The sequence below is a fragment of the Neoroseomonas eburnea genome (assembly GCF_018129005.1).
GTDB classification, from domain to species: Bacteria; Pseudomonadota; Alphaproteobacteria; order Acetobacterales; family Acetobacteraceae; genus Neoroseomonas; species Neoroseomonas eburnea.
Genome location: NZ_JAAEDL010000020.1, coordinates 53,194 through 76,631 on the forward strand (window position 1 = coordinate 53,194; position 23,438 = coordinate 76,631).

The following is a 23,438-nucleotide window of genomic DNA, read 5'->3' on the forward strand; positions in this document are numbered from 1 at the left end:
CGGCGCCGCGGAGGCTTGATTGAGAAAGAAGGTCATCTTCCGCGGCGCCGCGCTGCCCTATCTGCTGCTGATGCCGCAGATGGCGGTGACGCTGGTCTTCTTCTTCTGGCCGGCCGGCATGGCGGTCTGGCAATCGACGCTGCGCCAGGACGCCTTCGGCCTGCGCACCGAATTCGTCGCCTTCGAGAACTTCCTCGACCTCTTCCACGACCCGATCTACCTCAACGCCGCCTGGAACACCGTCATCTTCGCCTCCTCGGTCGCGGCGCTGGCGCTCGGCGCGGCCTTGTTCCTCGCGGTCCAGGCCGACAAGCAGATCCGCGGCGCGGGCGTCTACAAGACCCTGCTCATCTGGCCCTATGCGGTCGCTCCCGCGCTCGCCGCGGTGCTGTGGCTGTTCATCTTCCACCCCTCGATCGGCCTCGTCGGCCGCGGCTTCGGTGCGCTCGGCATCGAATGGGACTACCGGGTGAATGGCGGGCAGGCGATGGCGATGGTGATCATCGCCGCGGCGTGGAAGCAGGTTTCCTACAACTTCATCTTCTTCCTCGCCGGGCTGCAGTCGATCCCGAGTTCGGTGCTGGAAGCCGCGGCGATCGACGGGGCACGGCCGATGCGCCGCTTCTGGACGGTGGTCTTCCCGCTGCTCTCGCCCACCGCCTTCTTCCTGCTGGTGGTGAACCTGGTCTACGCCTTCTTCGACACCTTCGGCATCATCCACGCGCTGACGCGCGGCGGGCCCGGCAATGCGACCGAGACGCTGATCTACAAGGTCTATGTCGATGGCGTGCAGAACCTCAACCTCGGTTCCTCCGCCGCGCAGAGCGTGATCCTGATGATCATCGTCATCGCCCTGACGGCCATCCAGTTCCGCTTCATCGAACGCCGGGTCCACTACTGATGTCGGGTGCGGCCATCGACGTCGAGGCGCTTGCCGCCGCTTCCCGCCGCCGCCGCGCGCGCGAGCGGATGCTGACGCATCTCGCCCTGGTCCTCGGGGTTGCCGTCTTCGCCCTGCCGATCTGGATCACCATCGTCGGGTCCACGCACGACACCGACACGATCGGCCGCGGCGACGTGCCGCTGCTGCCGGGCGGCGAGGCCCTTCACAACTATACGACCGCCTGGTTCCAGGGCGGCGGCGGGCGCAACACCTTCGCCGTGCCGGCCAGCACCATGCTGCTCAACAGCCTGGTCATGGCGCTGCTGATCGCCTGCGGGAAGATCGCCATCTCGCTGCTCTCGGCCTTCGCGGTGGTGTTCTTCTCCTTCCCGCTGCGCATGGTCTTCTTCTGGATGATCTTCATCACCCTGATGCTGCCGGTCGAGGTGCGCATCATCCCGACCTTCCAGGTGATGACCGATCTCTCGCTGATCGACAGCATGACCGGCCTGACCCTGCCGCTCATCGCCTCGGCCACCGCCACGCTGCTGTTCCGCCAGTTCTTCCTCACCATCCCCGACGAGTATGTCGAGGCCGCCAAGGTGGACGGCGCCGGTCCGCTGCGTTTCCTCAAGGACGTGGTGCTGCCGCTCTCGGTGACCAATATCGCCGCGCTCTTCGTCATCCTCTTCATCTATGGCTGGAACCAGTATCTCTGGCCGCTGCTGATGGTGTCGAACCGCGACCTCGAGACCATCATCGTCGGCCTGACCAAGATGATCGGCATCGGCGACACGCAGAACGAGTGGAACCTCATCATGGCCACCGCGGTCTTCGCCCTGCTGCCGCCGGTCGCCGTCGTGGTGCTGTTGCAGCGCTGGTTCATCAAGGGCCTGACCGAGACGGAGAAGTAGCCGCGTGGCGAGCCTCGACATCCAGGGTGTGACCAAGGCCTTCGGCGCGACCAACGTACTGCACGGCATCGACCTCGCGGTCGCGGACGGCGAGATGGTGGTGATCGTCGGCGCCTCCGGCTGCGGCAAGTCCACCCTGCTGCGCATCGTCGCGGGGCTGGAGACGCCGAGCTCCGGCCGGGTGCTGATCGAGGGCCGCGACGTCACCCCGCTGGAGCCCGCCGACCGCGACATCGCCATGGTGTTCCAGACCTACGCGCTCTATCCGCACATGTCGGTCTTCGACAACATGGCCTACGGCCTCAAGATTCGCGGCCTGCCCAAGGCGGAGATCCGTGCCCGCGTCGAGGAAGCCGCCGCCCTGCTGTCGATCGGCCAACTGCTCGACCGCAAGCCGCGCCAGTTGTCGGGCGGTCAGCGCCAGCGCGTCGCCATGGGCCGCGCCATCGTGCGCCACCCCAAGCTGTTCCTCTTCGACGAGCCGCTGTCGAACCTCGACGCCAAGCTGCGCGTGCAGATGCGTGCCGAGATCCGCCGGCTGCAGAAGCGTCTGTCGGTCACCTCGCTTTTCGTCACCCACGACCAGGTGGAGGCGATGACGCTCGGCGATCGGCTGGTGGTGATGCACGAAGGGCGCGCGGCCCAGGTCGGCACGCCGATGGAGGTCTGGTCGCGCCCGGCCGACACCTACGTCGCCTCCTTCATCGGCAGCCCGGCGATGAACTTCCTGCCCGCCACGCTGACCGAGGGTGGCGCCGCGGCGCGGCTCGGCGGCGGCGCGGTGTGGCGCTTCGCCGACGGCGCGCGGCCGGGCGGGGAAGGGCGCGCCGTCACGCTGGGCATCCGCCCGGAACACCTGCTGCCCGACGGCGCGGACGGCCTGCCGCTTGGCGTCGAGCTCGCCGAGCCGCTCGGCTCGGAGACTGTCGTGCATGGCCGGCTGCCGGACGGCACCGCGCTGACCGCGCGCCTGCCGGGCGGTGTCCCCGGGGAGGGTCTGCGCGTCGCGCCCGATCTCGCCGCCCTGCATGTCTTCGACGGGGAAGGCGGAAAGCGCCTCGATCCAGCCTGAGCACCCATTGACGCGTCCGGCGCCGGCCTCCCAGATACGCGGCAAGAACACGGGAGGAATAGGCAGCCATGAATCGTCGTCACGTCCTCGGCATTGGAGCCGCCGGCGCTCTCGCGCCCTTCGCCGTGCGCGCCCAGGCGCCGGTCTGGCCGACCCAGCCGGGCCGCATCGTCGTGCCCTTCGCCGCCGGCGGGCCCACCGACATCCCCGCCCGCCTGCTCGCGGACGAGATGTCGAAGTTCCTGCCGCATCGCCTCGTGGTCGAGAACCGCACCGGCTCCGGCGTGCTGATCGGCACCGACGTGGTCGCCAAGGCGCCGAAGGATGGGCATACCATCCTCTACACCACGGTCGGCCACGCCTATCTTCCGGGGCTGTTCGAGAACCTGCCCTTCGACCCGATGGCGGATTTCACGCCCGCCGCCTTCATCGGCCAGATCCCGATGATCCTGCTGGTGAACAAGGATTTCCCCGCGCGGACCCTGCCGGACCTGATCAGACTGCTGCGCGACAACCCGGGCAAGTATGACTACGCCTCCTCGGGCAATGGCGGCGCGGTGCATCTCGGCACCGAGCTGTTCCTGCACATGGCGGGCGGGCTGCGGGTGAACCACATCTCCTTCCGCGGTTCCTCGGCCGCGATGCCGGAGGTGCTGGCCGGGCGCATCCCGATGATCTTCGACGTCGCCGCCGGCGCGCTGCCCTACATCCAGCGCGGCGAGCTGCGTCCGCTCGCCATCAGCACCCGCACGCGCATGCCCTATGCGCCCGACATCCCGACCTTCATCGAGGGCGGCGTGCCGGAGTTCGAATGCTACACCTGGCACATGGCGATGGTGCCCGCGGGCACGCCCATGCCGGTGGTGCGGGCGATCAACGCCGGCTTCAACCGGGCCCTGGCGATCCCGGCGGTGCAGGCACGGCTGGCGCAGATGACGATGAACGTCACCACCGACAGCACCCCGGAGAGCGCGGCGCGCTTCCTGGCCAGCGAGACGGCAAAATGGACGCCCGTCATCCGCGGGGCGGGCATCCGGCCGAGCTGAACGGCCGCTCCCGGATGGAGCGGTTGACGCATGCCGAGGCTTGGTCCATGCGTCCGAACGTTCGGGAGAATGCACATGAACCGTCGTCACCTGCTGGGCCTCGGCGCTGCCGCGGCCCTCGCCCCCGTTGCCGCGCGCGCCCAGGGCTGGCCGAGCCAGCCGGTGCGCCTGGTGGTTCCCTTCGCGGCCGGCGGCCCGACCGACATTCCCGCCCGGCTCTTCGCTGACGAGCTGTCCAAGACCCTGCCCCAGCGCGTCATCGTCGAGAACCGCACCGGCGCCGGCGTCGTGGTCGGCACCGATGCCGTCGCCAAGGCGCCGAAGGACGGCCAGACCTTTCTCTACACCACGGTCGCCCATTCGGTGCTGCGCGCGCTCTTCCCGCGCCTGCCCTTCGATCCGGTGGCCGATTTCACCCCCGTCTCGCTGATCGGCGTGATCCCGATGGTGATCACGGTGAACAAGGACTTCCCGGCGCGCACCCTGCAGGAGCTGGTCGCCAAGCTGCGCGCCGAGCCCGGCAGGCACGACTACGCGAGCAGCGGCAATGGCGGCGCCCTGCACCTCGCGACCGAACTTCTGCTGCGCCGCGCCGGCGTCCGCGCCAACCACGTGCCCTATCGCGGCACGGCGGCCGCCATGCCGGACGTGCTGAACGGCACCATCCCCATCATCGTGGACGTCGCCACCACCACGCTGCCCTTCGTGCAGCGCGGCGAGACCCGCGCCCTGGCGGTGATGGACAGCCAGCGCCTGCCGCAGCTTCCCGACGTGCCGACCACGGCAGAGGCCGGCTTCCCCGGCCTCGAGGCCTATACCTGGCACATGGTTCTGGCGCCGTCCGGCACGCCCGCGCCGGTGGTGGATGCCGCCGCCCAGGCCTTCGGCAAGGTCGCCGCGGATGCCGGGGTGCAGCGCCGCCTGGCGGACCTGGCGATGCGGATCGAGCCCGACACCTCCCCCGCCCGCGCCGCCGCCTGGATGGAGGCGGAGCGGACCAAGTGGGAGAGCATCATCCGCGAGGCAGGCATCCGCACGGATTGAGCGTTCGCTCGATCCCTCATACCAGCGGCCGCTATTCGCGACCGCTGGCATCGGCCGTTTCGTGCCCTCAGGCGCCGGGCGCAAACCTCCGGTCTGCTTCGCTTCGCCGGACCACCGGCGGGCCGCATCGCGTCAGCGATCGCAAGGAACAGCGATCGCGCCCATGAAGCGCGCGAGCAGCGCGATCTGGGCGGTAAGCATCGGCTTGCCGCCATGGGTCGCGCAACCGCGCTTTGCGGCCTCGGCGAGGAACGGCGTCACTTCCGGCGCCATGATGACCTCCGCCGCCAGCATGGGCGGCGCGAGACGCGCCACCTCCAGCGGCAGCGCATCGCCCTCGTGCATGCCGAGCGATGTCGCATTCGCCACGATGTCGTGGCCTGACGGATCGGCGCCGCCGGCGCGCGTGTCGCAGGCGGGATAGGCGGCGCGGACCCGCGCGGCGAGTTCCTCGGCCTTCGCCGCCGTGCGGTTGTGGATGGTCAGCCGTCGCGCGCCATGCCGCGCAAGGGCGAAGGCGAGGCCCGCCGCCGCGCCGCCCGCGCCGGCCATGAACACCGCGCGGCCGGTGACCTCGTGCCCCGCGCCGCGCAGTCCGGCGACGAAGCCTTCCCCGTCGAACTGCCCGCCGGTCAGTCTTCCGTCCTCCTCACGGCGGATGACGTTCACCGCGCCGACCTGGCGCGCGTCTGCCGTCAGCTCGTCGCAGAGGGACGCGATCGCCTCCTTGTGCGGCACGGTCACGACGATGCCGCGCAGGTTCCGCAACCGCCGCAACCCGGCGACGACGGTCGCGAGGTCCTCCGGCAGCACCTGCAGCGGCACCAGCACGCCGTCATAGCCGAGTGCGTCGTAATGCGCGTTCATCGCCTGCGGCGCGCGCACATGCGCGACCGGATGGGCGAGGATGACGGTGATCGCGGTCTGCCCCGAGATCGATGCGCGCGTCTGCATCAGCGCCTCCCGCGTTCGCGCTCCATGGCCAGCAGTGCGGCCTCCACATCTACCTGCGTCGCACGCGCGGCGTGTTCGAGCACCTTGCTGATGGTCGGGCTCGCCTCGCCGCCCGTGACGCGCGCGACCGGCGCATCGAGCCAGTCGAACAGCCTGCGCTGCGCCGCGTCGGCGAACCAGCCGCCCCAGGACGGGCCCTGCGCGCCTTCCTCCACCACGATCAGCGCGCCGGTGCGCCTCACGCTCGCTTCCACCGCCGCCCAGTCGAGGCTGGCACGGTCCAGCGTGCGCAGGTCGATCACCTCCGCATCCACGCCGGTCGCTTCCGCCGCGGCGACGGATTGCGACACCATGTTGAGGTAGGTCGCAACGGTCACCGCCTTGCCGCGCCGCACCGTCTTCGCCGAACCGATCGGGATGGCGTAGTCCCAATCCTCCTCCGGCGCGTCGCCCTCGCTCTGGTAGAGTGCCACGTGTTCCAGCACGAGCACCGGGTCGTCGCAGGCCAGCGCCGCATTCATCAGGCCGACATAGTCGTAGGGCGTGGCGGGTGCCACGATCCGCCATCCCGGTGCGGTCGCGAAGATGCCGGCCGGGTCCATCGAATGCTGGCTGCCGTAGCCGGTGCCGATCGCGACCTTGGTGCGCAGCACCAGCGGCGCCTTCGCCGTGCCGCCGAACATGTGGCGCGCCTTGGCCGCCTGGTTGAACACCTGGTCCGCTGCGACCCAGAGGAAATCCGGGTACATGAACTCGACCACCGGCCGGAACCGCCCATCCATCGCCATGCCGCCGGCGAGGCCCATGAAGGCGGCCTCTGCGATCGGCGTGCCGAGGATGCGGCCCGGGAAGGCCTCCGCCAGCCCGCGCGTCGCGCCGTTGGTGCCGCCGCGCAGGCGGTGGATGTCCTCGCCCATGACGATGATGCGCGGGTCCGCCGCCATGCGCCGGTGCATCACCTCCGACACGCAGTCGATGAATTTCCGCTGGACCACGCGGCCGCGGAACGCCGTGCGCGTGCCGGCGAGCTCCGACAGGTCGCCGCGGATATGCATGTCCTTGCTCGCCGGGTCGGGCCACAGGGCGGGGCGGATGCGGCGGGCATTGCCGGCGGGCTCGGTGAACTCGGCGACGATCTCGGCCATCGCCGCTTCGATCTCCGCCCGCATCTGCGTGGTCTTTGCCTGAGGCAGGCGCTTCTCCAGCAGCGGGATCGGGTCGCGCGCGCGCCAGGCCGCTTCCTCCTCCTTCGTGCGATAGCCGAAGGCGGAACCGGGCAGCGGCCCGTTCTGGTGGAAGAAGCGGTAGCATTCCGCCTCGATCAGCGCCGGGCCGCGGCCTTCGCGGCAGAGCGCCACCGCCTGCTCCATCGCCAGCTTCACCGCCAGCGGGTCCATCCCGTCCACCTGCCAGGAGGGGATGCCGAAGCCCATGCCGCGTGCCACGAGCCGCGGTTCGCGGGTGCTTTCCGCAACCGTCGTCGACACCGCGTAGAGGTTGTTCTCGAGGAAGAACACCATCGGCAGCGACCAGGCCGCGGCGAGGTTCATCGTCTCCAGCGCCGCACCGATATTGGTCGCGCCGTCGCCGAGGAATGTCACCGCGACGTTGTCGGTGCCCGCGAACTTCATCGCTGCCGCCGCACCGGCCGCGAGCGGCACGCCGCCGCCGACGATCGCATTGGTGCCGAGGCACCCGGCCTCGGCCCAGCGCAGATGCATCGACCCGCCGCGCCCGCCCGACCAGCCGGGGGAAAGCCCCATGATCTCCGCCAGCGCCTGGCGCAGCACGCCGCGCGCCTCGGGCGTCACCGCATCGGTCGCGCCGACATGGCGCAGCGCCTTGGCGAGGAACTGGTGATGGCCGCGATGGCTGCCATTGATCTGGTCACCCGGCTTCAGCGCGAAGATCGCCCCCGTCGCGCCGCCCTCCTGGCCGATGGAGGAATGCGCCGGTCCGTGCACCAGCGCCTCCGACGCCAGCCGCAGCACCGCTTCCTCGAAGGAGCGGATGGCCTGCATGGACCACCACATGCTGCGTGCCGCGTCGGGCGTCAGCGCCTCCCAGTCGGCGGGCGTCGTCGCGAGCCGGAGGCAGGGCGCGGCGGGGTTGAGCGGGGTCGTCACCGGCATGTCACGGCGCTCCGTTCGCGGTCCATCCGGCGTCCACCGGCAGAATGGCGCCGGTGATCGCCCCGGCGGCGGGGGAGGCGAGGAAGCAGGCCATCGCCGCCACCTCCTCCGGCCGCACGAGCCGGCGCAGCGGCGCGCGCGCCGTCAGCGAGGCGGGATCGAGCCGGCCGCGCGCGACGAGGTCGCTGACCAGGGTCGTCTCCGTATAGCCGGGCGCCAGCGCATTCACCCGCACGCCGCGCGGCCCCCATTCGCAGGCGAGCGCGCGCGCGAGGTTCGCGACCGCCGCCTTGGTCGCGCAATAGGCCGCGCGCTCCGCCCCGCCGATGGTGCCGTAGAGGCTCGATGTGAACAGGATCAGCCCGGCCCCGTCGCGCACCATCCGCCGGCCGGCGGCCTGGGCCGTCAGGAAGGCGCCGGTCAGGTTCACATCGATCGTGCGCCGCCAGTCCGCGACGTCCAGATCCAGCGTCGGCGTGTTCATCGAGAAGCCGGCATTGGCGAGCGCGACGTCCACCCCGCCCCAGGCCGCATCCATCGCCGCGAAGGCGGCTTCGACCTCGCCGGCATCCGCGACGTTGCCGGCGATGCAGAGCCATTCCTTCGGCGGATCCGGCACCGCATCCCGGTCCAGGATGCACACCCGCGCGCCACGCGCGGCGAAGCCATCCGCGACCGTGCGCCCGATCCCCCGCGCGCCGCCGGTCACGAGCACCCGCGTGCCCGGCGGCGGCAGCGGGGAGGCCGGCTCAGACACCGAGATAGGCCCGCTTCACATGCGGGTCCTTGAGCAGGGCGGGTCCGGTGTCGCTCATCACCACCTGGCCGTTCTCCAGCACATAGCCGCGCGTCGCGATCTGCAGCGTGTGGACGATGTTCTGCTCGACGATCAGCACCGTCGTCCCGCTCGCGACCACGCGGTCCACGATCTCGAAGACCTGCTTGACGATCAGCGGCGCGAGGCCGAGCGACGGTTCGTCGAACATCAGCAGCCGCGGGTTGGCCATCATGCCGCGGGCGATGGCGACCATCTGCTGCTCGCCGCCCGACAGCGATCCGGCCATCTGCGACAGCCTCTCCCGCACGCGCGGGAACAGCGCCAGCACCTCCTCCATCCGCTCGTCGATGCGTGCGCGCGCCGCCGGCTTGTAGGCGCCGAGCATCAGGTTCTCGCGCACCGTCATGAAGGGGAAGAGCTGCCGCCCTTCCGGCACCATGGTGATGCCGAGGTCGACGATCGCCGGCGGGCTCAGCCCCGCCGTGTCCCTGCCGTCCACGGTGATGCGCCCGCCGGTCGGCCTGAGCAGCCCGCAGATGGCGCGCAGCGTCGTCGTCTTGCCCGCACCGTTGCCGCCGACGATGGTGACGACCTCGCCGGCATTCACTTCCAGCGAGACATCCTGCAGCACCGTCACCGGCCCGTAGCCGGCGCGGAGGCCCTCAAGCCGCAGCATGGGCGTACTCCTCGCCGAGATAGGCCTCGATCACCGCCGGGTTGCGCGCGATCTCGGAGGGTGGGCCCTCCGCGATCAGCTTCCCGGAATTGATCACCACGATGTGGTCCGACAGCGCCATCACCGCCGCCATGACGTGCTCGATGGCGATGACCGAGACGCCGGAATCGCGCACCCGCTTGATGAGTTCCACCGCCTGCTGCACGTCGGCCGGGTTGAGGCCGGCCATCACCTCGTCCAGCAGCAGCACGCGCGGCTTCATCGCGAGCGCGCGCGCCACCTCCAGGCGCTTGGCGCCGCCGACGGTCAGGCTGCGCGCCTCCGCGTCCAGCAGCCCGGTCAGCCCGACGGTTGCCGCCACTTCCTCGGCGATGCGCCGCGCTTCCACCGCGCTGCGCGTGCCGTGGAAGGCGCCGAGCATGATGTTCTCCCGCACGCTCAGCCCGGTGAAGGGCTGCACGATCTGGAAGGTACGCGCCACGCCCGCCGCCGCGAAGCCATGCGGCGAACCGGGCGAGACCCAGGATCCGTCGGGCAGCCGGACCTTCACGCCGCCGGCGCTCGGCGCCAGGAAGCCCGAGAGCAGGTTGAACAGCGTCGTCTTGCCCGCGCCGTTCGGCCCGATGACGCCGAGCACCTCGCCCTCGCGCAGCGTGACGGAGACGTCGTTGGTCGCCACGAGCCCGCCGAACCTCTTCGTCAGATTGCGTGCTTCGAGCAGCGGCTCGCCGACCGGCGGCCGTTCCTCCCCAGGTGCCGCGGCTTCGGGGGCTTCGATGCGCGCTGCGGTGTCCGCCTCCGCCGCACCGCCGAGCCGCCGCTTCAGCCAGGGCCCGATCGAGCCCACCAGCCCTTTCGGCATGGTCAGCACCACCGCCACCAGCACGAGGCCATAGACCAGGCCGTGCAGCCCGTTCGCCGCGGCGCCCAGCCAGCCGCGCGCGGCCTCGGCGATCGGCACCACCAGCAGCGTACCCCAGATCGGGCCCGTGACGGTGCCGAGGCCGCCGATCAGCGCGAACATCGCCACCTGGATCGCCGTCGGCAGGGAGAACATCGTCTCCGGGTCGATGAAGTTCAGGTAGATGCCGTGAAAGGTGCCGACCAGCGAGGTCAGGCCGGCGGAGATCGCGAAGGCCGCCAGCTTCACCGCGGTCGCGTTGACGCCGACGGCGCGCGCCGCGTCCTCCCTCTCCCGCACCGCCACCAGGTAGAAGCCGAGGCGCGAATTGCGCACGGCCCAGGATGCCGCGAGGCAGACCACCAGCAGGCCGAAGGCGATGATCAGGTAGTTCTCCTTGTCGCGGAACAGCATCCAGGCCCAGCCGATGCGCATCTCGGTGCCGACGAACATCGGCACCGGCAGCCCCGCGGAGCCGCCGGTGAAATCCTTGAAGTGGATCGCCAGCAGCCGGATCACCTCCAGGAAGGCGATGGTGGAGAGCGTGAAGAACGGCCCGCGCAGCCGGAGGCATGGCCAGGCGATGGCGACCGCGATGGCGACCGAGACCGCCGCCCCCGCGATGCCGCCGAGCCACGGGATCAGCCCGAAATGCTGGTTCAGCATCGCGCCGGCATAGCCGCCGATGCCGTAGAAGATCGTCTGGCCGAGCGAGAGCTGTCCCGCGAAGCCGCCGAGGATGTTCCACGCGCAGGCCATCGCCGCGAAGACGAAGATGGTGACGAAGATGTGCTGCCAGAAGCCCGAGCCTTCCGGGTCGATCGCCGGGATCAGCCAGAAGGGCAGGGCGAAAAGCGCGGCGAGGCCGCCGAAGGAAAGCGCCAGCCGCATCACTCGTTCCCCCGCACGCCGAAGAGCCCCGCGGGGCGGACGATCAGGATGCCCAGGAAGATGACGAAGTAGACGACCTCCTTGAGGTCCGGCGCGACGTAGTAGCCGGCCAGGCTCTCCACCAGCCCGATGATCAGCGCGCCGACCACCGCCCCTTCCAGGCTGCCCATGCCGCCGAGCACCACCACCACGAAGGCGGTCAGCACGAAGAAGGAGCCCACGGTCGGGAAGGCCGGATAGAGCGGCGCCAGCACCGCGGCCGCGAGCCCGACGCAGCCCGCGCCGATGCCGAAGGTGATGGCGTAGATGCGGTTGACGTCGATGCCCATCAGCGGCGCGGCGTAGCGGTTCTGCGCCACGGCGCGGATGGCGCGGCCGAGATGCGTCCGGTTCAGGAAGGCGATCAGCGCGCCGGTCGCGACGAAGGACACGGCGAAGGCCACGAGGTTGCCGCGCGACACGCTCGCCAGCCCGAACAGGTCCGTGGCCTGCCGCGCCCACGGCAGGTCCACGCTGCGCAGGTCGGCGGAGAAGATCATCAGCGCCGCGTTCGCCAGCGCCGTGCCGACGCCGACGGTGGCGAAGATCTGGATGTGCGGGTCGGCGTTCATCAGCGGCTGGATGATCGCCCGCTGCATCAGCGCGCCGAGGAAGAAGAACGCCACCGCCAGCGGCAGCGCCGCGACGTAGGGGTGCAGGCCGAATTGCGTCGCCATGATCCAGGTGGCGTAGAGCCCGACCATCAGCAGCTCCCCATGCGCGAAGTTCACCACGCGCACGATGCCGAAGATGAGGGTCAACCCGATGCTGATCAGCGCGAAGACGCCGCCGAGCAGCACACCATTGGCGATGAGCTGGAGGAGGATGTCCATGATGCGAAAAAGGGCGGCCGGAGCCGCCCCCTTCTCAGCCTGCCGCGCCCATCTGCGGGCGGAGCTGCGTCACCGCGGCCTGCGCCGGGTAGACGGTGACCTGCCGCCCGCCCTGCCACTGCAGCAGGAAGGGCCGCACGCGCGTGTTCTGGCCCTTCTCGTCGAAGCGCACGCCCCAGCCGGTCGGCGTCGTGCCTTCCGCCACGTCCGTCGCCAGCACCGCGGTGCGGATGCGGTCCTTGTCGGTGGACCCGGCCCGCTGGACGGCGTCCAGATAGACCCGCCCGCCGAAGTAGTTGGCGAGCGAATGCCCCGAGCGCGGGTCGGAGCCGTAGCGCCGCTTGTACAGCTCGACGAAGGCGGAGACGCCCGGCGCGTACTGCTCGTTCACCGCGAACTGGGTGAAGTCCACGTTCATCACGCCCTCGAAGGCGGGGCCGACGGCGCGCGCCGTGTCGGTCAGCGAATAGCCGGCGCCCGAACCGATCACCATGCGCGGCTTCCAGTTCGCCTCCTGCATGCCGCGGAAGAACAGCACGATGTCGTTCTGGTAGCCGGTGTGCAGCACGATGTCGGCGTTCACGCCGCGCAGCCGCTGGATGACGGAGGAGAGGTCCACTGACCGCGCCGAGTAGGCGAGCTTCTCCACCTGGGTCAGTCCGCGCTGGCGGATCTGCTGTTCCTGGAAGCCGCTCACCGTCTGCCCGTAGAGCGCATCCTCGTGCAGGATGGCGATCTTCAGGCTTTTGGGATCGACGCCATAGGCCGGCGCCAGCGCATCCGCCACCGCGCCGACCGTCGCCACGCCGAAATCGGACGACCGCGGGCAGGTGCGGAAGACGTAGCGGAAGCCGCGCTCGGTGATCGGGTCGGAGATCGCGCCCATCTCGAAATAGGGCACTCCCTGCAGCTCGGTCACCTGCGTCGCTGCGAAGCTCAGCGGGGAGGCATAGGTGCCGAACACCGCGGCCACGCGCTCCACGCTCATCAGGCGGCGGACCTCGCCGATCGCCTGGTTCTGGTCCACCGCGTCGCCCTTCGCCAGGCGGATCTGGCGGCCGAGCACGCCGCCGGCGCCGTTGCGCTCCTCCACCGCCACTTCCAGGCCGCGGAAGCTCTCGTCGCCGAGCAGCGCCAGGCCGCCGGAGAAGGGATAGAGCGCGCCGAACTTGATCTCGCCTCCCTGGGCGGAGGCGATTCGGGGGGCGGCAGCAGCGGCGGCGAACCCCGCCAGCAGCGGGCGGCGACGGGTGGTGACCATGACCTTCCTCCGGTATCTCGAATTGAAACGGATGTTCTCCGCCCGCGCGCGCCCTGGCAAGCCCGCCGCGCCCGCCTTGACGCGCGGGGGGCTGGCGGAGAATGGTCGCTCGTCACGCAAGGGGAAACGCAGCCATGGCCGGCCTGCCGCAGGAGATGACCTATATCGCGCACGGCGCGGGCGGCGGACCGGAGGTGCTGGTGCCCGCGCGCGGCCCGCTGCCGGCGCCGCAGCCGGATGAGGTGCTGATCCGCGTCATGGTCGCCGGCGTGAACCGGCCGGACGTGCAGCAGCGCAGCGGTTCCTACCCGCCGCCGCCGGGTGCGAGCCCGATCATCGGCCTCGAATGCGCGGGGGAGGTCGTCGCCACCGGCGCCGCCGTCACCCGCTACAGGTCCGGCGACAAGGTCTGCGCCCTGACCAATGGCGGCGCCTACGCCGAATACTGCACCGCACCAGAGGCGCAGACGCTGCCCTGGCCCGCGGGCTACGACGCGACGCGCGCCGCCGCCCTGCCCGAGACCTATTTCACCGTCTGGGCCAATCTCTTCGGCCATGGCCGCATGCAGGCGGGCGAGACGGTGCTGATCCATGGCGGCACCTCCGGCATCGGCGTCACCGCCATCCAGCTCGCCAAGGCCTTCGGCGCGCGCGTCTTCGCCACCGCCGGCAGCGACGCGAAATGCGAGGCCAGCCGGCGGTTCGGCGCCGATGCCGCGATCAACTACAGGACCCAGGACTTCGCCGAGGAAGTGCGCCGCCTGACCGACAAGGCGGGCGTCGACGTCATCCTCGACATGGTCGGCGCGGCCTATTTCCAGCGCAACCTGCGCAGCCTCGCCTGGGACGGGCGGCTGGTGCTGATCGCCTTCCTCGGCGGCCACCAGGCGGATGCGGTGGATCTGCGCCCGATCATGCTCAGGCGCCTGACCGTCACCGGCAGCACCATGCGCCCGCGCACCACGGCGCAGAAGGGTGAGCTTGCCGCCGCCCTCGAAGCCAAGGTCTGGCCGCTGCTCGCGCAGGGCAAATGCGGGCCGGAGATCTACCGCAGCTTCCCGCTCGCCGAGGCCGCCGCGGCGCATCGCCTGATGGAGAGCAGCGAGCATATCGGCAAGATCATGCTGACGGTGGCGGCCTGACCATGGCCACCGCGACGCATCAGGGCCGCGTCGCCATCGTCACCGGCGCCGGGCGCGGCATCGGCGCCGCGATCGCGGCCGGGCTCGCCGCCCGTGGCGCGAAGGTCGCGGCGCTGGAGGCCGACCCCGGGCTGGCCGCCGCCGCCCCCGGCTTCACGCTCGCCTGCGACGTCGCCGACCGCGCTTCGGTGGATGCCGCCTGCGCGCGGGTGGAAGCGGAACTCGGCCCGGTCGACATCCTGGTCAACAACGCCGGCATCAGCCCCAAGCACGACGGCCGTGCCGCGCCGGTGCAGGAGATGGACCCGGCCGAATGGGACCGCGTGCTGGCGGTGAACCTGACCGGCGCCTGGAACCTGATCCGTCGCCTCACGCCGGGGATGGTGGCGCGGCGGCGGGGATGGATCGTCAACCAGTCCTCGATCGCCGGGAAGGCCTATACCCCGATCGTCGCCTGCCACTACGCCGCGACCAAGGCGGCGCTGATCGGCCTGACGCGGCACCTGGCGGGCGAGCTCGGCCCGCACGGCATCACGGTGAACGCCATTGCGCCCGGTCGCATCGCGACGCCGATGGTCGCGGTCGCCGGCGGCGCGACCAACGCGCAGGTGGTGGCGGAGACGCCGCTGCGCCGCCTCGGCACGCCGGAGGAAGTGGCGCGCGCCGTCTGTTTCCTCACCGGACCGGATGCGGAATTCGTCACCGGCCAGACCCTCGACGTCGCCGGCGGATGGATGATGACATGATGATGCGCGTCCCGGTCCGCGCGGCGGGCCTTCGGCTCGCGGTCAGCGGGGCGCGCGCACGGCAAGGGGGATGAAGATGTTCGAGCTGACAGGCAAGGTCGCGCTGCTGACCGGCGCGAATGGCGGCATCCCGCGCGCCACTGCGGCGCTCTTCCGCCGGCTCGGCGCGCATCTGGTGCTGACCGACCTCGACCCCGCGGCGCTCGAGGATTTCGCGACATCCCTGCCGGCCGCCGAGGGCCGCATCCTCACCGCCCGGGTGGACGTCACCAACCGCGAGGAGGTCGACGAGGCCGTCGCCCTCGCCGGCCGCGAGTTCGGCGGCATCGACACCCTCATCACCGGCGCCGGGCTCTATGTCGAGCAGGAAGTGCCCGCCATGTCCGACGAGGACTGGCGCCGCACCATCGGCGTCAACCTCGACGGCGTCTTCTACGCCTGCCGCGCGGCGATGCCGGTGATCCGCCATGGCGGCTCGGTGGTGAACATCGCCTCCATGGCCGGTCATCGCGGCTCGGTCCGGCACGCCCACTACGCGGCGTGCAAGGCTGCCGTGCTGGCCTTCACGCGCTCCCTGGTGCACGAGCTCAGCCCGCGCGGCATCCGCGCCAACTGCGTCTCCCCGGGCATCATCGCGACGCCGATGACCGAGGCCATCATGGCGCACAACGGCGCTGCGCTGATCGCGGCGACGCCGATGAAGCGCTTCGGCACGCCGGAGGAGGTCGCCTCGGTCATCGCCTTCCTCGCCTCCGACGCCGCCGCCTTCGTCACCGGCGAGACCATCCACATCAATGGCGGGCTCTACATGGACTGACGCGGCTTGGCCGGGACGGGCGCGACAGCCTGCCTCGGCCCGCCGGACGGAAAGGCTCCGATGTTCCTCGCGCTGCTCCTCGCCGCCCTGCTGTTCGCCATCCTCGTCGCGCGCCTGCCGCGCGGCGGCGGGCGGGCCTTCGCCGCCGGCGGCGCGGTGCTGGCGCTCACCGGCGCGGCACTGATCCTGCTCCGCCGCGGCCGCCTGCCGGGCCACGGCCCGCGCCGCTGGCATTCCCCTTCATGACCGAACGGACCGACCTGCCGTGAACCTGCATCGCCTGCTGCTGAAGCGCGCCGACCAGGGCCGCCCCATCCGCATCGCCCAGATCGGCGCCGGCAAGTTCGGCTCCATGTTCCTGCACCAGGCGCGCACCACGCCGGGCATGCACGTCCTCGGCATCGCCGACCTTTCCATCCCACGCGCGCGGGCCGCGCTGGCGCGCATCCACTGGCCGGACGGGTCCTACGACGCCGCCTCGCTGGACCAGGCGATGCGCAGCGGCGCCACCCACCTGACGCAGGACGCCATGGCGCTGATCGCCGACCCGCGTGTCGAGGTGGTGGTGGAATGCACCGGCGACCCCGCCGCCGGCCTGCGCCACGCCCGCGCCGCCATCGCCCACGGCAAGCACGTGGTGATGGTGAACGTGGAGGCCGACGTGCTCGCAGGTCCCCTGCTGGCGCAGGAGGCCGCGCGCGCCGGCGTGGTCTACTCCATGGCCTATGGCGACCAGCCGGCGCTGGTCTGCGAGATGGTCGACACGCTGCGCACCGGCGGCTTCAAGGTGGTCGCCGCCGGCAAGGGGACGAAGTACCTGCCGCATTACCATGCCAGCACGCCGGCCACCGTCTGGGGCTTCTACGGCCTGACCGAGGAACAGGCGAAGGCGGGGGGGATGAACCCGCAGATGTTCAACTCCTTCCTCGACGGCACCAAATCGGCCATCGAGATGGCGGCGATCGCCAATGCCACCGGGCTCGAGCCGCCGATGGACGGGCTGCTCTTCCCGCCCGCCGGCACCGCCGAACTCCCCTCCGTGCTGCGGCCGCACAACGAGGGCGGCATCCTGCCGCGCAAGGGCATGGTGGAGGTCGTCTCCTCGGTCCGCCGCGACGGCACCGAGATTGCCGACAACCTCCGCTGGGGCGTCTTCGTTGTGTTCGAGGGCGAGACCGAATACGCGCGCCGCTGCTTCACCGAGTACGGCGTCGCCACCGACCCCTCCGGCCGCTACGCTGCGCTGTGGCGGCCCTACCACTTCATCGGGCTCGAACTCGGCGTCTCCATCGCCTCGGCGGCGCTGCGCCGGGAACCGACCGGCGGATCGGAAGCCTGGCGCGGCGATGTGGTCGCGGTGGCCAAGCGTCCGCTCAGGGCGGGCGAGGTGCTGGACGGCGAAGGCGGCGCCTGCGCCTGGGGCAAGTGCATCCCGGCCGCGCGGTCGCGCGCGATGGGGGCGCTGCCGATCGGCCTCGCCCACGGCATTCGCCTGACGCGCGACGTGCCGGAGGGCGCCATCCTCACCATCGAGGACGCCCCCCCGGACCCGGCGCTGGATGCGGTCAGGATCCGTACGGAAATGGTCACGAGCTGCGGCGGCTGACGAAGCGGTTACGCCTTTCCAGGAAGTGGAATTTCCGCTCAAATTTGCGGAGGAGCCGGGTCGAGACACGGTTCACGCCAACGACCGGGACCTCGCCGCCGCCGCCATGCGATCAGCCTTCCATCTCCTGGTCGTCGCCATCCTTCTGTTCGGCGGCGCCTGGCCCGTGACCAAGGCGGCGCTCGCGCATGCGACGCCGATGTGGTTCGCGGTCGGGCGGGCGGGACTCGCGGCGCTGGTTTCCGCGCTGCTGCTCGCCCTGCTCGGGCGGCTCCGGCTGCCGCGGCGGGCGGACATGCCGGCGGTGCTCGCCCTCGGCCTGCTGCAGCTCGGCGCCTTCTTCGTCCTCGCCCATGCGGCGGTGGCGCTGGTGCAGGCCGGGCGCACCGCCATCATCTCCGCCGTCGTCACCTATTGGCTGATCCCGCTCTCGGTGCTGGTGCTGGGGGAGAAGGTGCCGCCGCATCGCTGGGTCGCGGCGGGGCTCGGCCTCGCCGGCGTCGCCGCGCTCGCCGGCCCCTGGGCGGTGGACTGGACCGATCGCACCGAGGTGGTCGGCCATCTGATGCTGGTGCTTGCCGCGCTGTTCTGGACGCTGGCCATCGTCGCCACGCGCAAATGGCCGCCGCGCACGCCGGTCTTCGAACTGCTGCCCTGGTGCTTCGGCCTGGCGACGCTGCTGATCCTGCCCTTCGCGATCGCGCTGGAGCCGCAGGGCGGCATCGCCGGCCCGTCCTGGCCCTACATGCTCTACATCGGGCTGATCGTGGCGCCGATCGGCACCTGGTGCGTCATCGAGGTCGGCCGCCGGCTGCCCGGCGCCGTCGCCTCCGTCGCCTTCCTGCTGGTGCCGGCCTTCGGCGTGCTGGTCAGCACGCTCTGGCTCGGCGAGCCGATCGGCTGGGACATGGCGACCGGCGGTGCGCTGATCGTCGCCTCCGTGGCGCTGGCCTCGCGCGAATGATCCTCGCGAGCACCGAAGCGGGGGAGGGCCCGCCGCTGCTGCTGCTGCACGGCCTGTTCGGCAGCGGGCAGAACTGGGGGGCGATCCGCCGCGCGCTGGCGCCGCGCTTCCGGGTGCTGACGCCGGACCTGCGCAACCACGGCGCCTCCGCCCGCGCGGCCGCCATGACCTATGCCGCCATGGCCGACGACATCGCCGAGACGCTGGACGCCGCCGGCATCGTCCGCGCCGCGGTGCTCGGCCATTCCATGGGCGGCAAGGCGGCGATGGCCTTCGCGCTGGCGCATCCCGGCCGGGTCGAGCGCCTGGTCGTCGCCGACATTTCGCCGGTGCGCTACCCGCCGGCCCTGCGTGGCTATGTCGAGGCCATGCAGGCAGTGCCGCTGCGTGCCGGGCTGACGCGCAAGGACGCCGACGCGGCGCTCACCGCCGCCGTGCCCGAGGCCGGCATCCGCGCCTTCCTGCTGCAGAACCTGCGTTTCGAGGCAGACGCGCCGGATTGGCGGCTGGGCCTCGCGGAGATCGCGGCGGCCATGCCGGAGATCGAGGACTTCAGCGCCCCCCCGGGCGCGCGCTTCGACGGGCCGGTGCTGGTGATGGGCGGGGAGAGGTCGGGCTACATCCGGCCCGAGCACCACGCGCTGTTCCGTACCCTGTTTCCGCGCGCGCGCTTCGTCACCGTGCCCGGGGCCGGGCATTGGGTGCATGCGGAGAATCCGGCGGGATTCCTGGCATTGCTGGAGCCCTTCCTGGCCGAAGGCGGCTGATGCCGCCAAGCCTTCCCGGTAATCCGGCGATCGGCAAGGCGAACGGTATCGGCGCGCAGGGTTGGTGTGGCGGCGGCGCGCGAAACCATGACTCTCATACCGGGCTGGCCGACATGAGGGGGGCGCCGCCCCCCTCAACCCCCCGCCGAGGGCCGAAAGGCCCTCGGAACCCATGACCGGGGTCATACCAGCGGCCGCTATTCGCGACCGCTGGTATCTGCCTTGTCGTGCCCTCAGGCGCCGGGCGCAAACCTCCGGTTTGCTTGGCTTCGCCGGACTGCCGGCGGGCCGCATTCGCGGCCTCGGCACGAGTCATAGACTCGTGCCGCTGGTATCAGCCGATCTCCACCAGGGTGATCTCCGGAGGGACGCCGAAGCGCACCGGCAGCCGCGTGATGCCGAGCCCGCCCGAGACCACCAGGTCGCGGCCGTCCTCGCGGACATGGCCCCAGGCATAGCGGTTGCCGTAGCGCGACGGGATGCGCGGCGACCAGCCGAGCACCCGCACCTGCCCGCCATGCGTGTGGCCGCTGAAGGTGACGGCGACACGCCGGGGCACGGTCGGGAAGACATCCGGCTCGTGCGCCATCAGCAGCAGCGGCGCATCGCCGTGCACCTGATCGAGCAGCCGCGGCAGGTCGTGCGCGCCGCGGTTCCAGCCGAAGGCCCAGGAGGAATCGAGCCCGCCCACCAGTACGGGGCCCGCCCGCAGCACGGAATTGCACAGCATCGGGATGCCGGCCGCCTCGAAGGCGCGGCCCATGATGGTGCTGCCGCCACCGCGGTGCAGCGCGGCCGCGTCCTCCCACCAGTCATGGTTGCCGTTCACCGCATAGACGCCGTGCCGGGCACGCAGCCGGGCCAGCAGCCGGGCGACCTCGGCCTGCTGCAGGGTGCGCGTGACGAAGGGCGAGGAAGCGCCGAAATCGCCCACCAGCAGCACGATGTCGGGACGCAGCGCGTTGGTCGCCTCGACGATGTGCTCGATGCGCGCCTCATCCATCATCGGCGCACCGGCATGCAGGTCCGTCAGCTGGGCGACGCGCAGCGACAGCCCCTGCGGCCAGCCTTGCGGGGAGATCGCATGGCGCTGGACGTGCAGCCGCAGGAAGGGCTCCACGCCGAAGCCATAGGCGCCGGTGGCGACGCCGGCTGCCGCCAGGCCGCCGGCGCCGAGGAGAAGTCCACGCCGTCCGATCATGGCGGCCATACTGCACCCGATCATGGCGCCTTGGCGGCAGAAGCTGCGCGCCGCCGGGGCGGGGCCGGTCAGATCGCCTTGGGCTGCCGGAAACGCCCTTCCTTGTGCAGGTCCGCCGCGCGCCAGAGGTACCAGGCGGCCGTGGTGCGGAACGGCGCCCAGGCCTCGCCGATCTCGGCCAGCGCGCGGGGCTTCGGCTGCTCGTCCAGCCCGGCGGCGACGCGATATCCTTCCCGCACGCCGAAATCGTCCACCGGCAGCACATCCGGCCGGCCGAGGGTGAAGATCAGCAGCATTTCCACTGTCCACCGCCCGACGCCGCGCAGCGGCACCAGGCGTTCGATCAGCGCGTCGTCGGGCAGCCGCCGCGCCGCCTGCCGGGTCGGCACCACGCCGGCCGCCGCCTTTTCCGCGATGTCGCGGATCGCCAGCACCTTGTTCGCCGACAGCCCGCAGGCGCGCATCGCTTCCGGCGTCAGGGCGAGGACCGTCTCCGGCGCCGGGAAGCCGGGCCCCTCGCAGCACGCCAGGAAGCGGCCGAGGATCGCCTCCGCCGCCCGCCCGTGCACCTGCTGGTGGGCGATGGCGCGCACCAGCGCCTCATAGGGCTGGCGCCGGGCCGGCTTCATCGTGAAGGGCCCGACCTGGCGGATCACCGCCTTCAGCGCGGGGTCGCGCCGGAGGTGCTTCAGCGCTTCCGGCGTGCCGAGGCTCACCGGAACACCATCTGCGGCAGGATCAGCGTGATGGCCGGGATGTAGGTGATGACCATCAGGCAGGCGAAGACCACCGCGATGAACACCACGAGGTAGCGCATCATCTTGTCCACGCCGCAGCCCGCCACCTGCGCCGCCGCGAAGAGGTTCACGCCGAAGGGCGGCGTGATCATGCCGAGCGCCAGGTTCACCACCATCACCGTGCCGAAATGCACTCCGTCGATGCCGAGCTTCTGTGCCGCGTCGGCGAGGATCGGCGCCAGCACGATGATCGAGGCGGAGGTCTCCACGAACATCCCCACCACGAAGAGGAACAGGTTCACCACCAGCAGGTACATGCCCGGCGTGTCGAAGGAGGTCGCGAGCCACTCCGCCGCGACATCGGGCACCCCCTGCCTGTTCAGCAGCCAGGAGAACAGCGCCGCGCAGGCGATGATGAACATGATGACGGCGCTGCTGATCACCGATTTGCGGAAGATCGGAAGCAGGTCGCGCAGCGCGATCTCCCGGTGCAGGAACATCCCCACGACCAGCGCGTAGACCACGGCGACGACCGAGGCCTCGGTCGGCGTGGTGATGCCGCCATAGATGCCGCCGAGGACCACCACCGGCATGACCAGCGCGAAGCCGGCCTGCTTCGTCGCGGCCAGGAAGGGCAGGCGGCCTTCGCCGTCCTGCTTGCCCCAGCCCGTGATGCGGCACCAGATCAACACCGTCGCGATCAGCGCGCCGCCGATCACGAAGCCCGGCCCGAAGCCGGCGATGAACAGCTCCGGGATCGAGGTCTGCGTGGTGACGCCGTAGAGGATCATCGGGATCGACGGCGGGATGATGACGCCGAGTTCCGCCGCCGTCGCCTGCAGCGCCGCCGCGAAGCCGATCGGGTAGCCGCCGCGCGCCAGCGCCGGGATCATGATGGTGCCGATGGCGAAGGTGGTGGCGACCGAGGACCCGCTGATCGCCGCGAAGATCATGCAGGTGACGACGCAGGTCGCCGCCAGCCCGCCCTGCACGCCGCCGACGATGGAGCGTGCGAATTCCACCAGCCGGCGGGAGATGCCGCCGACATCCATCAGGTTGCCTGCCAGGATGAAGAACGGGATCGCCGCCAGCGGGAACTTGTCCAGCGCGACGAAGAGCTGCTGCGCCGCGACGATCAGCGGGAAGGAGGTGAAGCCCGCGATGCCGACCACCGCGGCGATGCCGATGGCGACGGCGACCGGGATGCTGGCGGCGAAGAGCACCAGCATCACGGTCAGCATGGCACCGCTCATACCGCGGCCTCCAGTTCCTCGGAACGCCGGTCGAGGAAATGCGCCACCGCGCCGACCATCGCGAAGACCGCCCCGAAGGGGATGGCCGCATAGCCCCAGGACATCGAGACCTCGAGCCCTGCCATCTCCTGGAACTGCACGCGCCTCGCCATCTCCCACCCGAACCAGAACATGATGCCGAGCATGGACAGGCTCGCCGCCAGCGCCGCCGCCTCGATCCCCCGCCGCAGCGCCCCGGAGGAATAGCGGTGCGCCACGTCGATCGAGACCAGCGCGCCGGCGCGCAGCGCCACCGCGAGGCCAAGGAAGGCCATCCAGATCAGCGCCGTGCGCACCAGCGCCTCGGACCAGATGGAGGGGGTCTCGGTGGCGAAGCGGGCCACCACCTGCCAGAGGCCGGCGAAGACGGCGACCGCCATCGCGAGGCTCGCCAGCAGGGCGGCGATGCCCGTGCTGACGCCGTCGATCGTCAGGATCGCCCGCCGCAGGCCGGCGCGCGCGCCGTCCCCCGACCCGGCCCAGAGCGCCGCCGCCACGGTCAGCAGCGTCGCCGCCACCGTCACCTGCAGCGGCAGCAGGTTCATCGCGTTCATCGCTCTCCCCCTTCCACGAAGCGGGGCGCGGTCCCCCCTGGACCGCGCCCCGGTCAACCCGGCTGCGGTCGCCCCGGTCTCATACCAGCGGCACGAGTTCCTGACTCGTGCCGAGGCCGCGACGGGCACCCAGCCACGTTGTCCTGCAACGTGGCTGGGGATCCGGAATGCGGCCCGCCGGTGGTCCG

23 protein-coding genes are annotated in these 23,438 nt (G+C 71.1%); 12 read left to right on the top strand and 11 right to left on the bottom strand.

Annotated features, from left to right (window positions below):
- The first annotated feature begins 19 nt into the window (after nt 1-19).
- From ugpA to GXW74_RS18825, 5 genes are all read left to right on the top strand, one after another.
- Nucleotides 20-901: a sn-glycerol-3-phosphate ABC transporter permease UgpA gene (ugpA, locus tag GXW74_RS18805; protein WP_211848083.1), complete on the top strand. Its 882-nt coding sequence runs from the start codon at nt 20-22 to the stop codon at nt 899-901.
- Nucleotides 901-1,797, top strand: coding sequence for a sn-glycerol-3-phosphate ABC transporter permease UgpE (ugpE, locus tag GXW74_RS18810; protein ID WP_456306988.1), 897 nt, complete (start codon nt 901-903; stop codon nt 1,795-1,797). Before ugpA ends, ugpE begins: the two co-directional genes overlap by 1 nt.
- Before the next feature lie 4 nt (nt 1,798-1,801).
- Nucleotides 1,802-2,869 carry a sn-glycerol-3-phosphate ABC transporter ATP-binding protein UgpC gene (gene ugpC / locus GXW74_RS18815; protein ID WP_211848084.1) on the top strand — a complete coding sequence of 356 codons (1,068 nt, stop codon included), beginning with the start codon at nt 1,802-1,804 and terminating at the stop codon, nt 2,867-2,869.
- A 68-nt stretch (nt 2,870-2,937) separates the two neighbouring features.
- Complete coding sequence (locus GXW74_RS18820) at nt 2,938-3,915, top strand: Bug family tripartite tricarboxylate transporter substrate binding protein (RefSeq protein WP_211848085.1); 978 nt, start codon at nt 2,938-2,940, stop codon at nt 3,913-3,915.
- A gap of 75 nt (nt 3,916-3,990) precedes the next feature.
- Nucleotides 3,991-4,959 (top strand): Bug family tripartite tricarboxylate transporter substrate binding protein, encoded by a 969-nt coding sequence (locus tag GXW74_RS18825; RefSeq protein WP_211848086.1) that lies wholly within the window; start codon nt 3,991-3,993, stop codon nt 4,957-4,959.
- A gap of 132 nt (nt 4,960-5,091) precedes the next feature.
- Here the strand turns inward: GXW74_RS18825 and GXW74_RS18830 are convergent, their stop codons facing one another.
- Genes GXW74_RS18830 through GXW74_RS18860 form a run of 7 tightly spaced genes read right to left on the bottom strand, consistent with a single transcriptional unit; the run spans nt 5,092 to nt 13,424 of the window.
- A complete protein-coding gene (locus GXW74_RS18830) occupies nt 5,092-5,913 on the bottom strand; it encodes a shikimate dehydrogenase family protein (RefSeq protein ID WP_211848087.1) in 822 nt (273 codons plus the stop codon).
- Nucleotides 5,913-8,045 (bottom strand): alpha-ketoacid dehydrogenase subunit alpha/beta, encoded by a 2,133-nt coding sequence (locus GXW74_RS18835; protein WP_211848088.1) that lies wholly within the window; start codon nt 8,043-8,045, stop codon nt 5,913-5,915. Before GXW74_RS18835 ends, GXW74_RS18830 begins: the two co-directional genes overlap by 1 nt.
- A gap of 1 nt (nt 8,046) precedes the next feature.
- The gene (locus tag GXW74_RS18840) at nt 8,047-8,802 is read right to left on the bottom strand and encodes an SDR family NAD(P)-dependent oxidoreductase (RefSeq protein WP_211848089.1); all 756 of its coding nucleotides are present in this window, start codon (nt 8,800-8,802) and stop codon (nt 8,047-8,049) included.
- Nucleotides 8,795-9,499 (bottom strand): ABC transporter ATP-binding protein, encoded by a 705-nt coding sequence (locus tag GXW74_RS18845; protein ID WP_211848090.1) that lies wholly within the window; start codon nt 9,497-9,499, stop codon nt 8,795-8,797. The genes GXW74_RS18840 and GXW74_RS18845 overlap by 8 nt, the downstream gene beginning before the upstream one ends.
- Nucleotides 9,486-11,291 (bottom strand): branched-chain amino acid ABC transporter ATP-binding protein/permease, encoded by a 1,806-nt coding sequence (locus GXW74_RS18850; protein WP_211848091.1) that lies wholly within the window; start codon nt 11,289-11,291, stop codon nt 9,486-9,488. Before GXW74_RS18850 ends, GXW74_RS18845 begins: the two co-directional genes overlap by 14 nt.
- On the bottom strand, nt 11,291-12,163 hold the full coding sequence (locus GXW74_RS18855; protein ID WP_211848092.1) for a branched-chain amino acid ABC transporter permease: 873 nt from the start codon (nt 12,161-12,163) through the stop codon (nt 11,291-11,293). Before GXW74_RS18855 ends, GXW74_RS18850 begins: the two co-directional genes overlap by 1 nt.
- A 34-nt stretch (nt 12,164-12,197) precedes the next feature.
- Nucleotides 12,198-13,424, bottom strand: a complete 1,227-nt coding sequence (locus GXW74_RS18860) for an ABC transporter substrate-binding protein (protein WP_211848093.1) — start codon at nt 13,422-13,424, stop codon at nt 12,198-12,200.
- Nucleotides 13,425-13,558: 134 nt separating this feature from the next.
- Between GXW74_RS18860 and GXW74_RS18865 the strand changes: the two genes are divergently transcribed.
- The 7 genes from GXW74_RS18865 (at nt 13,559) to GXW74_RS18895 (ending at nt 19,466) form a co-directional block, all read left to right on the top strand.
- Nucleotides 13,559-14,566 (top strand): NAD(P)H-quinone oxidoreductase, encoded by a 1,008-nt coding sequence (locus tag GXW74_RS18865; protein ID WP_211848094.1) that lies wholly within the window; start codon nt 13,559-13,561, stop codon nt 14,564-14,566.
- Nucleotides 14,567-14,568: 2 nt separating this feature from the next.
- Nucleotides 14,569-15,312 carry an SDR family oxidoreductase gene (locus GXW74_RS18870; protein WP_211848095.1) on the top strand — a complete coding sequence of 248 codons (744 nt, stop codon included), beginning with the start codon at nt 14,569-14,571 and terminating at the stop codon, nt 15,310-15,312.
- 76 nt (nt 15,313-15,388) lie between these two features.
- A complete protein-coding gene (locus tag GXW74_RS18875; RefSeq protein WP_211848096.1) occupies nt 15,389-16,129 on the top strand; it encodes an SDR family NAD(P)-dependent oxidoreductase in 741 nt (246 codons plus the stop codon).
- A gap of 60 nt (nt 16,130-16,189) precedes the next feature.
- A complete protein-coding gene (locus GXW74_RS18880) occupies nt 16,190-16,375 on the top strand; it encodes a hypothetical protein (RefSeq protein WP_211848097.1) in 186 nt (61 codons plus the stop codon).
- A gap of 19 nt (nt 16,376-16,394) precedes the next feature.
- Nucleotides 16,395-17,735: an NAD(P)H-dependent oxidoreductase gene (locus GXW74_RS18885; protein ID WP_211848098.1), complete on the top strand. Its 1,341-nt coding sequence runs from the start codon at nt 16,395-16,397 to the stop codon at nt 17,733-17,735.
- 106 nt (nt 17,736-17,841) lie between these two features.
- On the top strand, nt 17,842-18,699 hold the full coding sequence (locus GXW74_RS18890; RefSeq protein ID WP_211848099.1) for a DMT family transporter: 858 nt from the start codon (nt 17,842-17,844) through the stop codon (nt 18,697-18,699).
- Complete coding sequence (locus tag GXW74_RS18895) at nt 18,696-19,466, top strand: alpha/beta fold hydrolase (RefSeq protein WP_211848100.1); 771 nt, start codon at nt 18,696-18,698, stop codon at nt 19,464-19,466. The genes GXW74_RS18890 and GXW74_RS18895 overlap by 4 nt, the downstream gene beginning before the upstream one ends.
- A 334-nt stretch (nt 19,467-19,800) precedes the next feature.
- Here the strand turns inward: GXW74_RS18895 and GXW74_RS18900 are convergent, their stop codons facing one another.
- The 4 genes from GXW74_RS18900 to GXW74_RS18915 all read right to left on the bottom strand — a co-directional run bounded on the left by GXW74_RS18900 (nt 19,801) and on the right by GXW74_RS18915 (nt 23,250).
- Nucleotides 19,801-20,667, bottom strand: coding sequence for a metallophosphoesterase (locus GXW74_RS18900; RefSeq protein ID WP_211848101.1), 867 nt, complete (start codon nt 20,665-20,667; stop codon nt 19,801-19,803).
- A gap of 68 nt (nt 20,668-20,735) precedes the next feature.
- Nucleotides 20,736-21,383, bottom strand: coding sequence for a DNA-3-methyladenine glycosylase family protein (locus tag GXW74_RS18905; protein WP_338148274.1), 648 nt, complete (start codon nt 21,381-21,383; stop codon nt 20,736-20,738).
- On the bottom strand, nt 21,380-22,657 hold the full coding sequence (locus tag GXW74_RS18910; RefSeq protein WP_211848102.1) for a TRAP transporter large permease: 1,278 nt from the start codon (nt 22,655-22,657) through the stop codon (nt 21,380-21,382). Before GXW74_RS18910 ends, GXW74_RS18905 begins: the two co-directional genes overlap by 4 nt.
- The gene (locus tag GXW74_RS18915) at nt 22,654-23,250 is read right to left on the bottom strand and encodes a TRAP transporter small permease (protein ID WP_246523653.1); all 597 of its coding nucleotides are present in this window, start codon (nt 23,248-23,250) and stop codon (nt 22,654-22,656) included. Before GXW74_RS18915 ends, GXW74_RS18910 begins: the two co-directional genes overlap by 4 nt.
- Nucleotides 23,251-23,438: the final 188 nt, after the last annotated feature.

Coding starts and splice junctions, on each gene's coding strand:
- ugpE (WP_456306988.1), top strand. CDS start 901: ATGTCGGGTGCGGCCATCGACGTCGAGGCGCTTGCCGCCGCTTCCCGC.
- GXW74_RS18820 (WP_211848085.1), top strand. CDS start 2,938: ATGAATCGTCGTCACGTCCTCGGCATTGGAGCCGCCGGCGCTCTCGCG.
- GXW74_RS18825 (WP_211848086.1), top strand. CDS start 3,991: ATGAACCGTCGTCACCTGCTGGGCCTCGGCGCTGCCGCGGCCCTCGCC.
- GXW74_RS18830 (WP_211848087.1), bottom strand. CDS start 5,913: ATGCAGACGCGCGCATCGATCTCGGGGCAGACCGCGATCACCGTCATC.
- GXW74_RS18835 (WP_211848088.1), bottom strand. CDS start 8,045: ATGCCGGTGACGACCCCGCTCAACCCCGCCGCGCCCTGCCTCCGGCTC.
- GXW74_RS18845 (WP_211848090.1), bottom strand. CDS start 9,499: ATGCTGCGGCTTGAGGGCCTCCGCGCCGGCTACGGGCCGGTGACGGTG.
- GXW74_RS18850 (WP_211848091.1), bottom strand. CDS start 11,291: ATGCGGCTGGCGCTTTCCTTCGGCGGCCTCGCCGCGCTTTTCGCCCTG.
- GXW74_RS18855 (WP_211848092.1), bottom strand. CDS start 12,163: ATGGACATCCTCCTCCAGCTCATCGCCAATGGTGTGCTGCTCGGCGGC.
- GXW74_RS18860 (WP_211848093.1), bottom strand. CDS start 13,424: ATGGTCACCACCCGTCGCCGCCCGCTGCTGGCGGGGTTCGCCGCCGCT.
- GXW74_RS18865 (WP_211848094.1), top strand. CDS start 13,559: ATGGCCGGCCTGCCGCAGGAGATGACCTATATCGCGCACGGCGCGGGC.
- GXW74_RS18870 (WP_211848095.1), top strand. CDS start 14,569: ATGGCCACCGCGACGCATCAGGGCCGCGTCGCCATCGTCACCGGCGCC.
- GXW74_RS18875 (WP_211848096.1), top strand. CDS start 15,389: ATGTTCGAGCTGACAGGCAAGGTCGCGCTGCTGACCGGCGCGAATGGC.
- GXW74_RS18880 (WP_211848097.1), top strand. CDS start 16,190: ATGTTCCTCGCGCTGCTCCTCGCCGCCCTGCTGTTCGCCATCCTCGTC.
- GXW74_RS18890 (WP_211848099.1), top strand. CDS start 17,842: ATGCGATCAGCCTTCCATCTCCTGGTCGTCGCCATCCTTCTGTTCGGC.
- GXW74_RS18895 (WP_211848100.1), top strand. CDS start 18,696: ATGATCCTCGCGAGCACCGAAGCGGGGGAGGGCCCGCCGCTGCTGCTG.
- GXW74_RS18900 (WP_211848101.1), bottom strand. CDS start 20,667: ATGATCGGACGGCGTGGACTTCTCCTCGGCGCCGGCGGCCTGGCGGCA.
- GXW74_RS18910 (WP_211848102.1), bottom strand. CDS start 22,657: ATGAGCGGTGCCATGCTGACCGTGATGCTGGTGCTCTTCGCCGCCAGC.
- GXW74_RS18915 (WP_246523653.1), bottom strand. CDS start 23,250: ATGAACGCGATGAACCTGCTGCCGCTGCAGGTGACGGTGGCGGCGACG.